Source organism: Rhizobium sp. PAMB 3174 (assembly GCF_052908375.1).
In genome coordinates, this window is the sequence record NZ_CM128608.1 from 1427683 (window position 1) to 1446350 (window position 18668).

Annotated in this window: 13 protein-coding genes; 8 read left to right on the forward strand and 5 right to left on the reverse strand. The window is 62.3% G+C overall.

Going from position 1 to position 18668, the window contains the following annotated elements; all coding sequences use genetic code 11:
- Nucleotides 1–107 precede the first annotated feature (107 nt).
- Nucleotides 108–1787 (forward strand): NAD+ synthase, encoded by a 1680-nt coding sequence (locus ACU5AY_RS06735; RefSeq protein ID WP_446828485.1) that lies wholly within the window; start codon nt 108–110, stop codon nt 1785–1787.
- A gap of 132 nt (nt 1788–1919) precedes the next feature.
- Complete coding sequence (locus tag ACU5AY_RS06740; RefSeq protein WP_446828486.1) at nt 1920–3407, forward strand: GGDEF domain-containing protein; 1488 nt, start codon at nt 1920–1922, stop codon at nt 3405–3407.
- Between the two features lie 22 nt (nt 3408–3429).
- On the opposite strand, the gene ACU5AY_RS06745 is transcribed toward ACU5AY_RS06740, so the two are convergent.
- Together ACU5AY_RS06745 and ACU5AY_RS06750 are read right to left on the reverse strand one after the other, a co-directional pair.
- Nucleotides 3430–4524: a DUF2865 domain-containing protein gene (locus ACU5AY_RS06745; RefSeq protein WP_446828487.1), complete on the reverse strand. Its 1095-nt coding sequence runs from the start codon at nt 4522–4524 to the stop codon at nt 3430–3432.
- Nucleotides 4525–4694: 170 nt separating this feature from the next.
- On the reverse strand, nt 4695–7007 hold the full coding sequence (locus ACU5AY_RS06750; protein ID WP_446828488.1) for an NADP-dependent malic enzyme: 2313 nt from the start codon (nt 7005–7007) through the stop codon (nt 4695–4697).
- Between the two features lie 209 nt (nt 7008–7216).
- Between ACU5AY_RS06750 and ACU5AY_RS06755 the strand changes: the two genes are divergently transcribed.
- From ACU5AY_RS06755 to ACU5AY_RS06780, 6 genes are all read left to right on the forward strand, one after another.
- Complete coding sequence (locus ACU5AY_RS06755; protein WP_446823957.1) at nt 7217–8023, forward strand: UDP-2,3-diacylglucosamine diphosphatase; 807 nt, start codon at nt 7217–7219, stop codon at nt 8021–8023.
- A 191-nt stretch (nt 8024–8214) separates the two neighbouring features.
- The gene (locus ACU5AY_RS06760) at nt 8215–9366 is read left to right on the forward strand and encodes an ABC transporter permease (protein ID WP_446828489.1); all 1152 of its coding nucleotides are present in this window, start codon (nt 8215–8217) and stop codon (nt 9364–9366) included.
- Between the two features lie 10 nt (nt 9367–9376).
- Nucleotides 9377–10177: an ABC transporter ATP-binding protein gene (locus tag ACU5AY_RS06765; RefSeq protein ID WP_446828490.1), complete on the forward strand. Its 801-nt coding sequence runs from the start codon at nt 9377–9379 to the stop codon at nt 10175–10177.
- A 29-nt stretch (nt 10178–10206) separates the two neighbouring features.
- Nucleotides 10207–11574: an MlaD family protein gene (locus tag ACU5AY_RS06770; RefSeq protein WP_446828491.1), complete on the forward strand. Its 1368-nt coding sequence runs from the start codon at nt 10207–10209 to the stop codon at nt 11572–11574.
- Nucleotides 11575–11612: 38 nt separating this feature from the next.
- Complete coding sequence (locus tag ACU5AY_RS06775; protein WP_446828492.1) at nt 11613–12203, forward strand: ABC-type transport auxiliary lipoprotein family protein; 591 nt, start codon at nt 11613–11615, stop codon at nt 12201–12203.
- A 163-nt stretch (nt 12204–12366) separates the two neighbouring features.
- Nucleotides 12367–12798 (forward strand): OsmC family protein, encoded by a 432-nt coding sequence (locus ACU5AY_RS06780; RefSeq protein WP_446828493.1) that lies wholly within the window; start codon nt 12367–12369, stop codon nt 12796–12798.
- A gap of 91 nt (nt 12799–12889) precedes the next feature.
- Here ACU5AY_RS06780 and ACU5AY_RS06785 read toward each other — a convergent pair whose 3' ends face one another.
- The 3 genes from ACU5AY_RS06785 to ACU5AY_RS06795 all read right to left on the reverse strand — a co-directional run bounded on the left by ACU5AY_RS06785 (nt 12890) and on the right by ACU5AY_RS06795 (nt 18510).
- Nucleotides 12890–13180 (reverse strand): GIY-YIG nuclease family protein, encoded by a 291-nt coding sequence (locus ACU5AY_RS06785; protein ID WP_446828494.1) that lies wholly within the window; start codon nt 13178–13180, stop codon nt 12890–12892.
- 770 nt (nt 13181–13950) lie between these two features.
- Nucleotides 13951–14451 (reverse strand): DUF4145 domain-containing protein, encoded by a 501-nt coding sequence (locus ACU5AY_RS06790; RefSeq protein ID WP_446828495.1) that lies wholly within the window; start codon nt 14449–14451, stop codon nt 13951–13953.
- A 249-nt stretch (nt 14452–14700) separates the two neighbouring features.
- Nucleotides 14701–18510: a vitamin B12-dependent ribonucleotide reductase gene (locus ACU5AY_RS06795; RefSeq protein ID WP_446828496.1), complete on the reverse strand. Its 3810-nt coding sequence runs from the start codon at nt 18508–18510 to the stop codon at nt 14701–14703.
- Nucleotides 18511–18668 lie beyond the last annotated feature (158 nt).

The window sequence follows — 18668 nt, forward strand, 5'->3', positions numbered from 1 at the left end:
TGGCAATTCTGTTGCGCTGCCGCTCGGACAGCAGGCAAAACCGGCAAATGCGAAGCGCCCGGTGATCTCGCGTTGCAGGCCGGCGCAAGTCGCGCTAAACGTCGCTCATGACGACAGAAACGCCCGATCCAAAGCTCATTCGAATTGCGATTGCGCAAGGCAATCCCACGCTTGGCGACATTGCCGGCAACCTGCAAAAAGCCCGTGCCGCCCGTGCCGACGCGGCGGCGCAGGGCGCGGACCTTCTGCTGTTGACGGAGCTTTTCATCTCCGGCTATCCGCCCGAGGATCTGGTGCTGAAGCCGGCGTTCCTGAAGGTCTGCCTGAAGGCGGTTGAGGAGCTGGCGGCCGACACGGCCGATGGCGGTCCGGGCGTCGTCATCGGCTTCCCGCGCCAAGGTGAAAAGGGCCGGCACAATTCGGTAGCCCTTCTTGACGGTGGCAGGATCGTTGCCGTGCGCGACAAGATCGACCTGCCGAACTACGGCGAGTTCGACGAGAAGCGCGTCTTCACCGAAGGCAGCATCACCGGGCCCTACAATTTCCGGGGCGTGCGCATCGGCATTCCGATCTGCGAGGAAATCTGGAACGATGCGGGCGTCTGCGAAACGCTGGCCGAGGCTGGCGCCGACATTCTGCTCGTGCCCAACGGCTCGCCCTATTACCGCGAGAAGCTGGACGTCCGCCACCAGGTGGCGCTGCGTCAGGTGATCGAAAGCGGCTTGCCGCTTGTCTACGCGAACCAGGTTGGCGGCCAGGACGAGCTCGTATTCGACGGCGCTTCCTTCGCCTTCAACGCCGACAACACGCTCGCCTTCCAGATGAGCCAGTTCGAGGAAACGCTCGCCGTCACCACCTGGCGACTTGGCGAGGACGGCTGGCGCTGCGATGGCGGGCCGATGTCCAAGATACCGGAGCCGGAGGAGGCGGATTACCGTGCCTGTATGCTGGGTTTCCGCGACTACGTGAACAAGAACGGTTTCCGCAACGTCGTCCTCGGCCTGTCCGGCGGCATCGATTCGGCTATCTGTGCGGCAATCGCCGTCGATGCGCTCGGCGAAGAGCGGGTGCGCTGCGTGATGATGCCATATCGATACACCTCGCAGGACTCGCTGAAAGACGCGGCTGCCTGCGCGCTGGCGCTCGGCTGCCGCTATGATACGGTGCCGATCGAGGAGCCGGTGACAGGTTTCACCTCCGCGCTCTCCGAACTCTTCGAGGACACAGAAGCCGGAATCACCGAGGAGAACCTGCAGAGTCGCACGCGCGGCACGATCCTGATGGCGATCTCCAACAAGTTCGGCTCGATGGTCGTGACGACCGGCAACAAGTCGGAAATGTCGGTCGGCTACTGCACGCTCTACGGCGACATGAACGGCGGGTTCAATCCGATCAAGGACCTCTACAAGATGCAGGTCTATGCGCTGTCGCGCTGGCGCAACGCGCACGTGCCGCCGGGTGCCCTCGGACCGTCCGGCGAGGTCATTCCGCAGAACATCATCGACAAGGCGCCGTCCGCCGAGCTTCGGCCGGACCAGACGGACCAGGACTCGTTGCCGCCTTATCCGGTGCTCGACGACATTCTCGAATGCCTCGTCGAGGGCGAGATGTCGGTCGAGGATATCGTCGCGCGTGGCCATGATGCGGCGACCGTGCATCGGGTCGAGCATCTGCTCTACATTGCCGAATACAAGCGCCGGCAGTCCGCCCCTGGTGTCAAGATCACCAAGAAGAACTTCGGCCGCGACCGCCGCTATCCGATCACCAACCGGTTCCGCGACCGCTGATTTCGTGGTGCTTTTAGCGTTTGTTTACTCTGCAGTTTAAGCGTTCGTTGCTGCTTGCATGCTAACGTTTGGTCCACAATCAGGTGGTTGGGCATGATGTTCCCTCCGCCGGACGTGGCCTAGGGGGCAAGTATGCAGTATCGAAGTGCCAGCGTGATGGGCAGCCGGATGGTGCCGGTCATCTATCTCGCCTGTGCCGTCATCGCGGGTGTCTTTGCGGCTGCGGGCTTCATGGTCCTCGATTATTCGGTCAAGCAGGCGGAGGTCTTCGCGATCGCCAGCGAGCGCAAGCTGGTGCAGCAGGAATTCCAGCATCAGATCGATCAGGTCGCCAAGCTGCAGGCCGAACTCTCCTATTCCGACCGGACCGTCGACTATTTGCGCGCGCCCAACAGCGCTGACCTTCTTGCCGCCGATCCTACCGTTCGTTCGATATGGAGTGATCTCGGCTTTGCCTGGGTCGTCTTCACCTCCGCCGGTAACACGCCGCTGCTGGCCATCAAGGACGGCAAGCGCGTGGAAGACAGCAGCGCCGGCGACCTGATGTTCTGGATCGACGATCTGATCTTCGAAGCGAAGCAGAAGTTTCGCGCTGCCCTGAAGGATGATGGCGGCCGTCTGTCGATCACACGCTCGGCGCCGAATCCGGATTCGCTCGAGCTTCCGATGCCCGACATCTATGCGTCAGACATGCGGATGCTTTTCGGTGAGATGAGCATCGTGGTCGTCCAGGGCGTCGTGCCGCGCAGCCCGGACGGCGTCTTGCCATTCAACGGGCCGAGGCTCCTGATCACCGTGAAGCCGATTTCCAAGGCGATGCTTGCCGGGATGGACGCGCGCCTGCATATCCGCAACCTGCATGTGGTCAGCGAAGCGGGCAAGGATCCGGCCGATGCGTCGACGCCTGTCGGCAACGGCTTTACGGATGGGCCTTATCTCGTCGCCTGGACGCCGAACACGCCAGACGCCTATATCTGGTCGAAGGCCGGCCCCAAGGTGGTCGTCGCCGTCCTGATCGCGCTTCTGGTTCTCGGCTATATCGCCGTGCGTTTCGGTTCGGTGGTGCACGCCTTGCAGCGCAGCGAGGCGAGAAACAGCTTTCTCGCCAATCATGACGCGCTGACCGGTCTTGCCAACCGGGCAGGCTTCGATGCGGTGCTTGGCAAGGCGGCGGACGAACGGCGGCCGTTCTCCCTGATCGCCATGGACCTTGACCTCTTCAAGGCGGTAAACGACCGCTACGGACATACCGCCGGAGATGCGGTGCTGAAGGACATTGCCAACAGACTGCGCGACCGTATCGGCAAGCAGGGACTTGTCGGGCGTCTGGGCGGTGACGAGTTCATGGCGTTCCTCGATGGCGTTATCGACCGCGACGAGGTCATGGCGATCGCCACCGGCCTCGTGCGCGACGCGCAGGTTCCGGTGCTCCATGACGGCGTGATCCTTCAGGTGGGCGGCAGTGCCGGGGCGGCGATCTTCCCCAAGCAGGCGCAGTCCGTGCGCGAGCTCGTGCTGCTGGCCGACGAGGCGCTCTATGCCGCCAAGGACGCCGGACGCAACTGCGCCGTCATGTCGGGCGAGCATCCGGTGGCGGGTATCGTCAAGCAGTTCGCCTGAAAAGCCACGCCTGTCTTTCCGCTCAGTTTTCCTGATTTTCCGGCGCTTCAGTCATGTCGTCGCCGACGATGAAGGACGGGCCGACCTGACGGATATTCCGCTTTTCCGGATCATAGTCGCGTTCGTCTGCAGCCGGTAGCGGCGACGATGGGGTGACCGCCTCTGCGACCGGCTTCTTTGCGGGTGACGGGACAGTGGTTATCGTCGAGTAGCCATCGCCGGCAGGTGTCTGCTGCAGCTTCTCGCGCCGCATGATGTCCTTGTAGTAGGCTTCCATGTCGCAGCCGCATTGGGGATCCGCGCCCGGCTTGCGCTGCTTGTAGAGGTTGACCGTCGACATTTGCGAATATGGCTCACCGGTGGCGGCGGAAATCATGTCGCCGGTCTCGGTGTCATAAAGCGAGGAATAGAACAGTTCGGTCTGCGTTCCGGGACACATGGCCGCGCAGGTCTCTGCGTCCCGCTGAAAGGATGCGGGACTGGCATTGGACGAGATCGGGAAGAAGCCGCCGTCACAGGTCCTGACACACATGGTCTTCAATGGACTGCCAACTTCGAAACCGAGCGTGGGGCGGATCGCCGACGGCCAGAAGTGTTTCTTGTCCTCGCGTGGCGGGATGAAGGTCTCGACGGGCCGGCGTATGTCGGTGTCGCTGTCCGGGTCGGTGGAGGCGAGCGTTGGAAACGTGTCGCTCTGGCATCCGTTGGCGGCGATGGCGTCGAGGATTTTCTGTCGCTGCTCGCGCGTCGCTCCGCTTCGGTTGGAGATCGGCAAGCGGCCGGAGGCCATTTCATCACGTGCCTTTCGCATGCCGTCGATGGCCGACTGTTGGGCATTGCAGGCATCCTGGTTGGCGCCGCCGATGACGACGACGCTGCCCGACGAGCAGCCCATGTCCCTCAGCCGCTGGCGGGCGGCGCGGATTTCCTGGTCCTTGTCCAGCAAGGCGCGGCGAAGGGCTCGGGTCTGGATAGTGGTGCCGATGACTTCGGTGCCGGAGGTCAACTGCTGATACAGCGTCGTGCAAACCTCGTCCGACTGCGCCAGCGCCCGATCCGCCGTCGGCAAAGCCAGGCAGATTGACAGGATCATCAGGCCGAACTGGTTGGCTGCCACGTCGGAGGCCTCCGGTTTTTCAGGCGGGCGCCTATCTCACGCAGCCCATCCCATGCGCCCGCCGCAAGCAGAGGCGGACCTGATCTTTGCTGGCCATCATAATACAGGCGTGCGTTGCGGCAAGCTGACCAAAACGGGACAGCTTGCCCGCAGCAGTGTCATGGGTGCCCTCAGATCGGCTGCGATGCCTCGACGACGGAGAGGGCCGCCATGTTGACGACGCCGCGCGACGTCACCGAAGGCGACAGGATGTGCACGGGCAGGGCGGCGCCGAGCAGGATGGGGCCGACATGCAGGCCGTCCATCATTGTCTTGACCACGCCGAGCGTGATGTTGGCGGCGTCGAGGTTCGGGAACACGAGGAGATTGGCCTCTCCGGTCAACCGGCTTTGCGGCATGACGCGCTTGCGCAATGCTTCGGAAATGGCAGAATCGCCATGCATTTCGCCGTCGACTTCCAGGTCCGGCGCCTTTTCCTCCACCAGCGCCAGGGCGCGGCGCATCTTCGCCGAACTTTCCGAATCGCGCGAGCCGAAGTTGGAATGCGAGACAAGGGCGGCCTTCGGCGTAATGCCGAAGCGGCGGATTTCCTGGGCGGCCATGATGGTCATTTCCGCGATCTCTTCGGCCGACGGATTGTAGGTGACGTAGGTGTCGGTGAAGAAGGTGGCGCCGCGCTGCGAGATCAGCAGGCTGAGGCCGGAGAAGTCGAGCACGCCTTCCTTCTTGCCGATGATCTGGCGGATATCGCGCAGATGCCGGTCGTAGCGGCCTTCGAGACCGCAGATCTGCGCATCGGCTTCGCCGCGCTTGACCGCTAGCGCACCGATGACCGTCGGGTTGGTACGCACGATCGTGCGGGCGGCTTCCGGGGTGACGCCGCGTCGGCCGACCAGCGCGAAATAATCGTCGACATATTCGCGGAAGCGCGGATCGTCTTCCGGGTTGACCACGTCGAAATCGGTATGGGGCCTGATCTTCAGGCCGTAGCGCTTCAGGCGCATTTCGAGGATCTGCGGACGACCGATCAGGATCGGCCGGGCAATGCCTTCCTCGAGCAGGATCTGGGCGGCGCGCAGTACGCGCTCGTCTTCGCCTTCGGAGAAGATCACACGCTTGCGTTCGGCGCTCTTGGCGGCCGCGAAGATCGGCTTCATCAGGAAGCCGGAGCGGAACACGAAACGGTTCAACTGGTCGAGATAGGCGTCGAAATCGGTGATGGGCCGGCTCGCGACGCCGCTTTCTTCGGCCGCCTTCGCGACAGCCGGCGCGATGCGCAGGATCAGCCGCGGGTCGAAGGGCGACGGGATGAGGTATGTCGGGCCGAAGACCGGTGTCTCGCCGGAATAGGCGCGAGCCGCCACGTCGGACACTTCCTCGCGGGCAAGCGCCGCGATCGCCCGCACGGCGGCGAGCTTCATCTCTTCGTTGATGGTCGTTGCGCCGCAATCGAGCGCACCACGGAAGATGTAAGGGAAACAGAGGACGTTGTTGACCTGGTTCGGGAAGTCCGATCGCCCGGTGCAGATCATCGCGTCGGGACGCGCCTCGCGGGCGAGGTCCGGCATGATTTCCGGCGTCGGATTGGCGAGCGCCATGATCAGCGGCTTTTCGGCCATCTGGGCCAGGAGTTCGGGATTCAGGACGCCCGCGGCGGACAGACCGAGGAAGACATCGGCGTCGGCAATGGAATCGGCCAGCACGCGCTTGTCGCTCTTCTGCGCATAGATCGACTTCCAGCGGTCCATCAGGACCTCGCGGCCTTCGTAGACCAGCCCCTCGATGTCGTGGACCCAGATGTTCTCGCGCTTGGCGCCGAGGCTGACGAGCAGGTTGAGGCAGGCGAGCGCCGCCGCACCCGCGCCGGATGCGACGATCTTGACCTTGTCGATTTCCTTGCCGGCAAGTTCAAGACCGTTCAGCACTGCCGCGGCGACGATGATCGCGGTGCCGTGCTGGTCGTCGTGGAACACCGGAATGTTCATGCGTTGGCGCAGCTGCTGCTCGACCTCGAAGCATTCGGGCGCCTTGATGTCTTCAAGGTTGATGCCGCCGAATGTCGGTTCGAGTGCGGAAATCGTGCTCACCATGCCGTCGACGGTCGGTTCATCCACTTCGATGTCGAAGACATCGATGTCGGCGAATTTCTTGAAAAGCACGGCCTTGCCTTCCATGACCGGCTTGGAGGCCAGTGGGCCGATATTGCCGAGGCCAAGGACGGCGGTGCCGTTGGAAATCACGCCGACGAGGTTGGCGCGCGAGGTGTAGTCGGCAGCCATCTCCGGATTGTCGCGGATGGCAAGGCAGGGTGCGGCGACGCCGGGTGAATAGGCGAGCGCCAGGTCGCGCTGGTTGCCGAGCGGCTTGGTCGCCTGGATCTCGAGTTTCCCGGGCGAAGGATAGCGGTGATAGAAGAGGGCCTGTTCGTCCAGATCGCCGCTGCGCGGGCCAGTGGTGTTGTTCGGCTTTTCTGGAGCGTTCATCCCATGCTTCTCCGTCTTTTGTGGCGCTTTGCCGATGGCTGTTACATCAAACCGTCAACCGGCGGTATCCAAAATATCGTCCCAGCGGCAATATTGCGCGCATTTTCGGTCTGCATGACGCCTGCCGGGGCCGTTGTCATCTTCCTGAAACAAGACTCTGTTTTTGACAGTCATAATTGGAGTGAACCAGTCGAACGGTGGATGACAAGATGGAAACCAGACGTTTCAGGACCCTTTTCATTTCGGACGTGCACCTCGGCTCGAAGGCTGCCAAGGCGGACTACCTCCTCGATTTCCTGCGCTATCACGAGGCCGAGACGATCGTGCTGGTCGGCGACATCGTCGACGGTTGGCGGCTGAAGCGCAGCTGGTTCTGGCCGCAGAACTGCAACGACGTGGTCCAGAAGCTGTTGCGCAAGGCGCGCAAGGGCACGCGCATCATCTACATCCCCGGCAATCACGACGAATTCCTGCGCGATTTCCCCGGCATGCATTTCGGCGGTATCGAGGTCATGGAACGCGCCATCCACGAGGCCGCCGATGGCCGCAAATACCTGATCCTGCACGGTGACGAATTCGACGTCGTCGTCCGCAACATCCGCCTTCTCGCCTATCTCGGCGACTGGGCCTATGACGCGGCCATCCGGCTCAACATCGTGATCGCCGCCGTCCGCCGCCGCATCGGCCTGCCTTACTGGTCGTTTTCGGCCTGGGCCAAGCTGCAGGTCAAGCACGCCGTCAACTTCATCGGCGAGTTCCAGAAGTGCGTCGTCGATGAGGCCCGCCGCCACAATGTTGACGGCGTCATCTGCGGCCACATCCACCACGCGGTCATGGAAGACCTGGATGGCATCCGCTACATCAATACCGGTGACTGGGTGGAAAGCTGCACGGCCGTTGCCGAGCATGCCGACGGCACCTTTGAGCTGATCACCTGGCAACAGGTGACCGCCGAAGAACCTTCGCCGATCCAGCTTGCTCCGCCGCTGAAGCTGCGTTCCGACAAGGCGGCCTGAGGCCGGAGGCAGACTTCCGCTGCAGGAGGGGCCCGGGCCCTGTCCTGTCGGTGGCAACCACAGTGGCACGTTTGCAATGCGAGCGTTAAATTCCCGCGACATGGGGGACTGTCTCGACCGGCAGCCGTGACACTGGGCCTGCCGGAGGGTAAATAGGCAAGACTCAGTAATTCAATGAAGATTGGCGCATATTGTCAGCCGAAACGAGTACTCCTGCAGCCTTCGAATTCGAGACGCCCGGGGCGTCGGGCACCAGTCGGCTCGTGCTGACTGGTGACTGGCGCAATACGACGATCACCCCGGTCATCGACCCGTTGCGCGAACTTGCCGCCAAGGGGCTTCCCGAGGCTCTGGAGATCGATGTCGCCGGCCTCGGCAGCATCGATACGGCCGGAGCATGGCTTATCCGCCGGATCGAGATGAAGGCGCGCGAATCCGGTGCGCGCGTCAGTCTGACGGGGGAACGCGCCGGCCTGAAGGAACTGCTTGACGCGATCCCCGAGAAGGTTTCGGACGGAAAGGTGGCGCCGCGGCAGATGGCGCTTGCCGAGCGCATCTTTGCGCCCGTCGGCCGGTTGACCATCGCCTTCTGGAACGACTTCGAAGCGTCGATGTACATTCTCGGCTCCGCCGTACGCGGGGCGCAGATGAAGCTCGGGCGCGGCAGTGGCGTTTCGCCGGCGGCGATTGCCAACCAGGTCGACCGCATGGGCGTTCGGGCCATTCCGATCATCCTGCTGATGTCGTTCCTGATCGGTGCGATCATCGCCCAGCAGGGCGCTTTCCAGCTGCGCTATTTCGGCGCCGAGGTCTTCGTGGTCGATCTGGTCGGCATCCTGCAGCTGCGCGAAATCGGCGTACTGTTGACCGCGATCATGATCGCCGGCCGCTCGGGCAGCGCCATCACCGCGGAAATCGGCTCGATGAAGATGCGCGAGGAGATCGACGCGCTGAAGGTCATCGGGCTCAATCCGGTCGGCGTGCTGATCTTTCCGCGGCTGGTGGCGCTGACCATCGCCCTGCCGCTGCTGACCATCGTCGCCAATTTCGCGGCGCTCGGGGGGGCGGCGATCATCGCCTGGGTCTATTCCGGCATCACCTTCGAGGTGTTCCTGACGCGCCTGCGCGACGCCATCGACTATTCGACGATCATTTCCGGCATGGTGAAGGCACCGTTCATGGCGCTGATCGTCGGTGTGGTCGCCGCACTCGAGGGCATGAAGGTCGGCGGCAGCGCGGAATCGCTCGGCCAGCATGTGACCGCTTCCGTGGTCAAATCCATCTTCGTCGTCATTCTCGTGGACGGGCTTTTTGCCATGTTCTACGCAGCCATCGATTTCTGAGGGCGCGGGCATGGATCAGACCACACGAGATAAGGCGGGCGAGGGCGAGCGGGAGGTCATTCTTTCCGTGCGCGACCTGACCGTCGGATTCGGCGAAAAGCTGGTGCTCGACAACCTGAACCTCGATGTCTATCGCGGCGAGATCCTCGGTTTCGTCGGCGGCTCGGGTACCGGCAAGTCGGTGCTGATGCGCACGGTGCTGCGTCTCCTGCCGCGCCAGTCTGGAACGATCAGCATTCTCGGCAAGAACTACGACGAGCTGAACGAGAAGGAGCACTTCCAGCTCGACATGCGCCTCGGCGTCCTTTTCCAGCATGGCGCCCTGTTTTCGTCGCTGACGGTGAAGGAAAACATCCAGGTGCCGATGCGCGAATATCTGGATCTGCCGAAGGAGCTGATGGACGAACTCGCCTATCTGAAGATCCAGATGGTGGGCCTCGCGCCGGACGCCGCCGACAAGTATCCTTCGGAACTGTCGGGCGGCATGATCAAGCGCGCGGCGCTGGCGCGGGCCCTGGCGCTCGATCCGGACCTCGTCTTTCTCGACGAGCCGACCTCCGGTCTCGACCCGATCGGCGCTGCGGAATTCGACGAACTCATCGCCCGGCTGCGCGATACGCTGGGTTTGACCGTTTATATGGTAACACACGACCTCGATAGCCTGTTTTCCGTCTGCGACCGTATTGCGGTGCTTGGACAGAAGCGGGTATTGGTCGAGGGAACATTGGAAGACATGCTCTCGTTCGAGGACGACTGGGTGCAATCCTATTTCCGCGGCAAGCGGGCCCGCTCGATCGTCGGCCGGACATGAGCGCCATGTCGGTACAGTGGAAGGACTGAATGGAAACGAAAGCCAACTACACCATCGTCGGCATATTCACGCTGCTCATCATCGCGGCGGCGTTCGGCTTCGTCTACTGGATGTCCGGCTTCGGCGGCAAGGGGCCGACCGTGGAGCTGCTCGTGCGCATTCCCGGATCCGCCAACGGGCTGAGCGTCGGATCGCCGGTGCGCTTCAACGGGATTGCCATCGGCTCCGTGCGCGACCTCAGGATCGACAGCGACCCGCGCTTCACCGTCGCCTACACGGAAGTGCGCGCCGATGCGCCGGTCTATTCCAGCACCAAGGCGGTCCTGGAAATCCAGGGTCTGACGGGCGCTGCCTATATCGAGCTTTCGGGCGGCGACAAGTCGAACGATAACATCCTGCAGGAGGCGATGCGGACCGGCAAGCGCGCGGTCATCGTCGCCGACCAGTCGTCGGTGACCAACCTGCTGGCGACCGCCGACAAGATCCTCGATCGCGCCGACGATGCGATCGGCCAGTTGCAGGGCTTCATCAGCGATGCGCGCGCGCCGCTGACGCAGACGGTCAACAACGCCAAGACGTTTTCCGATGCGCTCGCCCGCAATGCCGACGGCATCGACAAGTTCCTGAAGAGCGTCTCGGCGCTCTCCGACAGCGTCACCGGGCTTTCCGGCCGGTTGGATTCGACGCTCGATGCGATCGAGAAGCTGGTCAAGGCGGTGGACGCCGAGCGGATCAACAACATTCTCGCCAATGCCGAAAAGGTCAGCAAGGACGTGGCCGATTCCTCCGGCGAGCTGAAATCCACCGTCCAGAGCTTCAAGACCACGGCGGAATCGATCAGCAAGGCCGGCGACAAGGCGGCCAACTTGCTCGACAATGCCGACAAGCTGATCGTCAAGATCGACCCGGCGAAGCTCGGCATGGCCGTCGACAACATCGCCGCCGCCGCCGCCGATGCGCGCGTGGCGATCGCCTCGTTCAAGAATGTCGGCGACACGGTCGACAAGCACCAGCAGGATATCGACGACACGATCCAGAACGTCACTGAAATGGCGAAGAAGCTGAATGCGGCCTCCAACCGCGTGGATGGCATTCTCGCTAAGGTCGACGGCATGGTCAGTTCGGACGACTCGCAGGGCATGTTCGCCCAGGCGAGCGAGACGCTGAAGTCGATCAAGACGCTGGCCGACAACCTGAATGCGCAGGTCGGGCCGATCGCCGCCAATCTCAACAAGTTCTCGTCCAGCGGTCTGCGTGACGTCGAGGGCCTGGTGGACGATGCGCGGCGCACGGTGAAGTCCCTTGAGGACACGATCAACAATCTTGACGACAATCCGCAGCGGCTCCTGTTCGGCGGCGGTGGTGTCAAGGAATATGACGGGCGTACCCGTCGCTGAGGAGTGGCTTAATGAGTGGAGTGGCAAGGTTGGCTATCATGCGCAAGGGAATGCCCGCACTGGCTGCCGGGGTGCTGGCAACGGTGCTGATGAGCGGCTGTTCCACGACGCCGCCAAGCGACACGTTCGATCTGGCCGCTCCCGTCGTTTCCACCGATCGCTCCGCCCAGCGCCGGCAGATTCTCGTGCCTGTGCCGTCCGCCATCAAGGCGATCAACAGCGAGAAGATCATGGTCCGCGTCTCGCCGTCGGAGGTGCAGTATCTCTCCGGCTCGCAATGGAGCGACACGCTGCCGCGCATGGTGCAGGCCAAGCTCGTGCAGGCCTTCGAGGCGACCGGCAAGCTTGCCGGCGTCGGCGTGCCGGGGCAGGGGCTGGCGATCGACGAGCAGGTGGTCACCGAGATCCGCGCCTTCGAGGTGCAGGCCTATGGCGGCGTCAAGCAGGCCAATATCGCCATTTCGGTGAAGATCCTCAACGACCGCAATGGCAGCGTGAAGGCGACGAAGCTCTTCACCGCGACGGCGCCGGTTTCCGGTTCCGAACCGCCGGCTTTCGTCGATGGTCTCGACCGCGCCTTCGCCGACATCGCCAACCAGATCGTCAGCTGGTCGCTCGGCGTCATCTGACCGGCCTTTCCGTCGGTCTCTCCCCTGTCACGATCTGCGGGTAGCATCGGCCTGGCCGGTTCGCTGCGCATGTTTTGCCGTGTTTCGCACGCGTTTCGGAACCGAATGCGCTGCCGGCCATTGATAGGATGTACCCATTCGACAACGACAACAGGAGGAAGCGATGGCTATCGTCAAAAAAGGCTCGGCTCACTGGAGCGGCGGACTGAAGGACGGCAAGGGGCAGGTGTCTACCGAAAGCGGCGCGCTCGACAAGCAACCCTACGGATTTCGCACCCGCTTCGAGGGCCAGCCCGGCACCAATCCGGAAGAACTGATCGGCGCGGCTCATGCCGCCTGCTTCACCATGGCCCTGTCGCTGATGCTGGAAGAGGCCGGCTTCAAGGCCGACAGCCTGGAAACCACCGCCAGCGTCTCGCTCGACAAGAAGGACGACGGCTTTGCCATCACCGGCATCGAACTCTCGCTTGCCGGCACGGTTTCCGGCATGGACGAGGCCAAGTTCAAGGAAATCGCCGACAAGGCCAAGGCCGGCTGCCCGGTTTCCAAGGCGCTTGCGGCGGTGCCGATCAGCCTGAAGACGACGTTCGGGTGAGTGTTGTAACGACCCCCGTCATCTGAGGCGGATAATGATGCCCGTCATCTTGGAATAGCCGAGGTGGCGGGCAAATAGTATCGGGTGGAACTCAAAGCCCGTGCAGATAATGCGCGATATCGTCCCATTCGGGGTTCATCGCCTCAATCAGGTCCAGCTTCCACTTTCGCGGCCAGTTCTTGATCGCCTTTTCACGGGCGATGGCATCGACCACGAGGTCGTGCTCCTCGAACCACACCAGTGTCTTGACGCCATACTTCGTCGTGAAGCCCGGTGTGAGATCGTTCTGGTGTTCGTACAGACGCCGGGGCAAGTCGCTCGTCACGCCGGTGTAGAGCGTGCCGTTGCGCTTCGAGGCAAGGATGTAGACATAGCCCTTCATGCCGCGATGGTGCGAGAGGTCTTGGCTTTGCGCAAGAGGTTTGGCTTTCGCGCCGACGCGGGCGGCTTCCCTTTAGGCTCTCTTCGTATTCCGTCATGCCGGACTTGATCCGGCATCCAGCGGCGCGATGTCGATCGCGCGGGAGACTCTGCATTAGGCGAAGGGGCGCTTGGGAATGACGTACTCTGAGTCTTTTCGCTCGCGGACGCTCGCTGGCTGGATCCCGGATCAAGTCCGGGATGACGGAGGGGTGGGGAGCCGTCGGGGAATTCAGCAACTGCTGCTGATTGGAAAACCGCATGGTGGTCGATGCAAACGCTGCAGCTTGTCCATGGAGCACCAATACTGATCGCGGCAAATGCCGGCTTCTTGGCATTGCGTCCAAATAATACCGTCATGCCGGACTTGATCCGGCATCCAGCGGCGCGATGTCGATCGCGCGGGAGACTCTGCATCAGGCGAATGGGGTGTTTGGAAATGACGCGCTCAGAGTCTTTCCGCTCGCGGACGCTCGCTGGCTGGATCCCGGATCGAGTCCGGGATGACGGAGGAGTGGGGAACCGCATCGACCCCCTCTCTTGGAATTTCTAACACTTAGCTTCGCTAAGATGTTGAAATTCGATTCTCCCCCGCCAAGGGTGAGATGGGAGAGCGCGGCACCCTCTGCAGCTCACCTCTCCCGTTGCGGAAGAGGGCGTGATTTCAACATCTTAGCCGAAGGCTAAGTGTTAGAAATCACTGGTGAAGAGATCATATTTGGTATCCAAGTTTTATTTTGCAGGAGGCTTCCCAGCGGCAGCGAGCTTGGCATTTAGTGCAGCCTTTTTTGCTGCTGCAACTGCTGGGCGCTCGTAAAAATGTTCGAACAGTTCTTCAAGGATTTCGAGACACCACTTTGCCTCTTCTGGTTCCACGTCGATGATTTGAAGAGTTGTCTTTTCATCGATTGGATGGGCGGAGAAGTTGCCAAAATTGCGGATGGCATCGACAGTTTCATGAAGGCCTAGAGGCAACACCTTTCTTGGATCTGCTTCCCCTAAAATTGCGTCAATTTGCTTTGCAAGATCTTTCGCCTTGTAGCCTTGGGCGTTCAGGACGTTTTGGAGGCATCGCCTTGCCAGAGCGGCAGATGCCTTGGCGCTGATCAATAAGACACTGCAGGCTTCGAAATAGTCTTGTGCTATGTGTTTGGGAACATGTTGGGAGACAGGCGCGCGCAAGGCGTTTTGTGGTTCGATCATACGTTCATCGCCATCGGGGTCTTCAATCACGATTGTCAGCTTGTGACATTCCGGACAAAGGGCAGTTCGATAACTCCACTCGGTCGCTGATCTGCCTCGGTTGATAGAATATGTTGTATCCCAGTTGTCGTGGAAGCTAATCCCACAGTGAGGACATTTCATTTTATCTTCCCCCAAGAAAACAAATCCCCGCGGCGAACCCAATCACCGCGGGGAGAAGTTTAGGCTAATTCAACTGGAAGATAAGCGGTCAGTGCCGCTTATCCCCGGCGATTGCGATCAAGAGCACCCGCTCGTCGCACCGCACGTGTCGCATTTCTCGCAGGTCCCGTTGCGGACCATCGTGAAGTTCTGGCACTCGGAGCACATGTTGCCGGTGTAGCCTTGCGCGATCGAGCGCATGCGGCGTTCGGTCTCGAGCTTCTTGGCGTCGGCCTTGGCGGAGGCGGCGTCGGCGGCGGCCTTGTCGGAGAACAGGGCGGTTGCCTCCTGGGCCGACTCATCGGCGATCTCTTCCGCCAGTTCCGCGGCGCGTTCCTCGTAGTCACGCTTGAAGGCGACGACTTCCGAGGTGGAGGTGACCGTCTCGGTCACGGCGACGGCATCGATCTTGCGCGCGGTGGCGCCGATCGCGGTGACGTTGCCGCCGGAGACGCGCGCCGTTGCCGGGGCACCTGCCGCCGAACCCTTGGGCTCGGAGGAGGGGCCGTGGCCGGAGGAGACCAGCGTCGGCTTGTGGCCGCGGGTCCAGCCGGTCGAGATCAGGTTGGTCTTGCCTTCCTGGATGCCCTTGCCGAGCGCGGTGTTGCCGAAGTCGGAGGTGTCGACATGGGCGAGATCGTGGCGGTTCAGGTAGGAGACGGCCAGTTCGCGGAACACGTAGTCGAGGATCGAGGTCGCGTTCTTGATGGCGTCGTTGCCCTGCACCATGCCGGCCGGCTCGAACTTGGTGAAGGTGAAGGCCTCCACGTATTCTTCCAGCGGCACGCCGTATTGCAGGCCGAGCGAGATGGCGATGGCGAAGTTGTTCATCATCGCACGGAAGGCAGCGCCTTCCTTGTGCATGTCGATGAAGATCTCGCCGAGGCGGCCGTCACCGAATTCGCCGGTGCGCAGATACACCTTGTGTCCGCCAACGACGGCCTTCTGGGTGTAGCCCTGGCGGCGGTTCGGCAGCTTTTCGCGGTCGCGGACGATCTTCTCGACGATGCGCTCGACGATCTTCTCGGTGACGGTGACGGCCTGGGCGGCAGCCGGAGCGGCCACCAGCGCCTCGACGGCATCGTCCTCGTCGTCCTCGTCCTCGATCAGCGAGGCATTGAGCGGCTGCGACAGCTTGGAGCCGTCACGGTAGAGGGCGTTCGCCTTCAGGCCGAGCTTCCAGGACAGCATGTAGGCCGCGCCGCAATCCTCGACGGTTGCCTCGTTCGGCATGTTGATCGTCTTGGAGATGGCGCCCGAGATGAACGGCTGGGCAGCCGCCATCATGCGGATGTGGCTTTCGACCGACAGGTAGCGCTTGCCGATCTTGCCGCACGGGTTGGCGCAATCGAAGACGGCGAGGTGCTCTTCCTTGAGGAAGGGCGCGCCTTCGAGCGTCATCGCACCGCAGACGTGGATGTTGGCGGCCTCGATGTCCTTCTTCGAGAAGCCCATGTGGTCGAGCAGGTTGAAGCTCATGTCGGCGAGCTGCTCGTCGGAGACCTTCAGCGTGTCCTTCAGGAAGTCGGCGCCAAGCGTCCACTGGTTGAAGACGAACTTGATGTCGAAGGCGGCCTTCAGCGCGCCGTTGACGGCTTCGATCTTCTCGTCGGTGAAGCCCTTGGCCTTTAGCGTCGAGGGGTTGATGCCCGGCGCCTGGTTGAGGTTGCCGTGGCCGACGGCGTAGGCCTCGATCTCGGCGATCTGGCTTTCCGTGTAGCCGAGCGTGCGGAGCGCTTCCGGCACGGCGCCGTTGATGATCTTGAAGTAGCCGCCGCCGGCGAGCTTCTTGAACTTCACCAGGGCGAAGTCGGGCTCGATGCCGGTGGTGTCGCAATCCATGACGAGGCCGATCGTGCCGGTCGGCGCGATCACGGTCGACTGGGCGTTGCGGTAGCCGTGCTGTTCGCCGAGCTCCAGCGCCTTGTCCCAGGCAGCCTTGGCGTGGGTGATCAGGTCGGCATCCGGGCAATCGTCGTGGATGAGGGCGACCGGGTTGACGGCGACGCCTTCATAGCCCTGCTTTTCGCCATAGGCGGCGCGGCGATGGTTGCGCATCACCCGCAGCATGTTCTTGGCGTTCGGCGCGTATTCCGGGAACGGGCCGAGCTCGGAAGCGATTTCCGCCGAGGTCGCATAGGCGACGCCGGTCATGATCGCGGTCAGGGCGCCGGCAATCGCGCGGCCTTCGTCTGAGTCATAAGGAATGCCGGACGACATCAGCAGGCCGCCGATATTGGCATAGCCGAGGCCGAGCGTGCGGTACTTGTAGGAGAGTTCCGCGATCTGACGCGACGGGAACTGCGCCATCATCACCGAGATTTCGAGAACGACGGTCCACAGGCGGACGGCATGCTCGTAGTCGGCGATGTGGATGTTCTTCGTTGCCTGGTCCTTGAACTGAAGGAGGTTCAGAGACGCCAGGTTGCAGGCCGTGTCGTCGAGGAACATGTATTCCGAGCACGGGTTGGAGGCGCGGATCGGGCCGGCCGCCGGGCATGTGTGCCAGTCGTTCATCGTCGTGTTGAAGTGCAGGCCCGGATCGGCCGATGCCCAGGCGGCGTAGGAGACCTTGTCCCACAGGTCGCGGGCCTTCAGGGTCTTCATCACGCGGCCGTCGCGGCGGGCGGTCAGGTTCCAGTCGCCGTCATTTTCGACAGCGCGCAGGAACTCGTCCTTGATCGAGACGGAGTTGTTGGAGTTCTGGCCCGAAACCGTGAGGTAGGCTTCCGAATCCCAGTCGGTATCGTAGGTCTTGAACTCGATGTCCTTGTAGCCCTGACGTGCGAACTGGATGACGCGCTTGATGTAGTTTTCCGGAACCAGCGACTTCTTGGCGGCGCGGACTTCGCGCTTGAGCGCCGGGTTCTCGTTCGGGTCGAAGCAGGCGTCGTTGTCGGCCTCGCAGTTGACGCAGGCCTTCATGATCGCCTTCAGGTGCTTGGCGACGATCTTCGAGCCGGTCACGAGGGCCGCGACCTTCTGCTCTTCCTTGACCTTCCAGTTGATGTATTCCTCGATATCCGGGTGGTCGATATCGACGACGACCATCTTGGCGGCGCGGCGCGTCGTGCCGCCCGACTTGATGGCGCCGGCAGCGCGGTCGCCGATCTTCAGGAAGCTCATCAGGCCGGAGGACTTGCCGCCGCCCGAAAGCTTTTCGCCTTCGCCGCGCAGATAGGAGAAGTTGGAGCCGGTGCCGGAGCCGTACTTGAAGAGACGGGCTTCGCGAACCCACAGGTCCATGATGCCGCCCTCGTTGACGAGGTCGTCGCCGACGGACTGGATGAAGCAGGCATGCGGCTGGGGATGCTCGTAGGCCGATTCGGACTGCTTGAGTTCACCGGTGAAGGGGTCGACGTAGAAATGGCCCTGGCCGGGGCCGTCGATGCCATAGGCCCAGTGCAGGCCGGTGTTGAACCACTGCGGCGAGTTCGGGGCAACGCGCTGGGTGGCAAGCATGTAGGCGAGTTCGTCGCGGAAGGCGAGGGCGTCTTCTTCGGTGGAGAAGTACTTGCCCTTCCAGCCCCAATAGGTCCAGGTGCCGGCGAGGCGGTCGAAGACCTGGCGGGCGTCGACTTCGGAGCCGTAGCGCTCGTCTTCCGGCAGGGCTTCGAGGGCCGCGGTATCGGGGACCGAGCGCCACAGCCACGACGGAACGTCGTTTTCCTCGACCTTCTTCAGGACCTTCGGAACGCCGGCCTTGCGGAAATACTTCTGCGCCAGAACGTCGGTCGCGACCTGGCTGAACTGCGCCGGCACGTCGATGTCGGCCAGCCGGAAGACGATCGAGCCATCCGGGTTCTTGATTTCACTGACCGCCTTGCGGAATTCGATCTCCGCATAGCGTGACTGGCCGTCTTTGGTGAATCGCCGTTCGATCCGCATCGTAATCATCCCCTTAAAAAGTCTGGCGTCGCCGGGCCTAAATTCCGGGCGCAAATGTCATCTCCGGCAGCCCGGTTTCATCCGCGCAGCCAGTGCTCAGTCCGTGTCACATTGGGTTCAACTCGGTGAGATGTGAACCCTGTATCTTGTGTGGATGG

Excerpts from the sequence above, each read along its gene's own strand:
- ACU5AY_RS06765 (WP_446828490.1), top strand. The coding sequence starts at position 9,377 with ATGGATCAGACCACACGAGATAAGGCGGGCGAGGGCGAGCGGGAGGTC.
- ACU5AY_RS06770 (WP_446828491.1), top strand. The coding sequence starts at position 10,207 with ATGGAAACGAAAGCCAACTACACCATCGTCGGCATATTCACGCTGCTC.
- ACU5AY_RS06740 (WP_446828486.1), top strand. The coding sequence starts at position 1,920 with ATGCAGTATCGAAGTGCCAGCGTGATGGGCAGCCGGATGGTGCCGGTC.
- ACU5AY_RS06735 (WP_446828485.1), top strand. The coding sequence starts at position 108 with ATGACGACAGAAACGCCCGATCCAAAGCTCATTCGAATTGCGATTGCG.
- ACU5AY_RS06780 (WP_446828493.1), top strand. The coding sequence starts at position 12,367 with ATGGCTATCGTCAAAAAAGGCTCGGCTCACTGGAGCGGCGGACTGAAG.
- ACU5AY_RS06795 (WP_446828496.1), bottom strand. The coding sequence starts at position 18,510 with ATGCGGATCGAACGGCGATTCACCAAAGACGGCCAGTCACGCTATGCG.
- ACU5AY_RS06775 (WP_446828492.1), top strand. The coding sequence starts at position 11,613 with ATGCGCAAGGGAATGCCCGCACTGGCTGCCGGGGTGCTGGCAACGGTG.
- ACU5AY_RS06750 (WP_446828488.1), bottom strand. The coding sequence starts at position 7,007 with ATGAACGCTCCAGAAAAGCCGAACAACACCACTGGCCCGCGCAGCGGC.
- ACU5AY_RS06755 (WP_446823957.1), top strand. The coding sequence starts at position 7,217 with ATGGAAACCAGACGTTTCAGGACCCTTTTCATTTCGGACGTGCACCTC.
- ACU5AY_RS06785 (WP_446828494.1), bottom strand. The coding sequence starts at position 13,180 with ATGAAGGGCTATGTCTACATCCTTGCCTCGAAGCGCAACGGCACGCTC.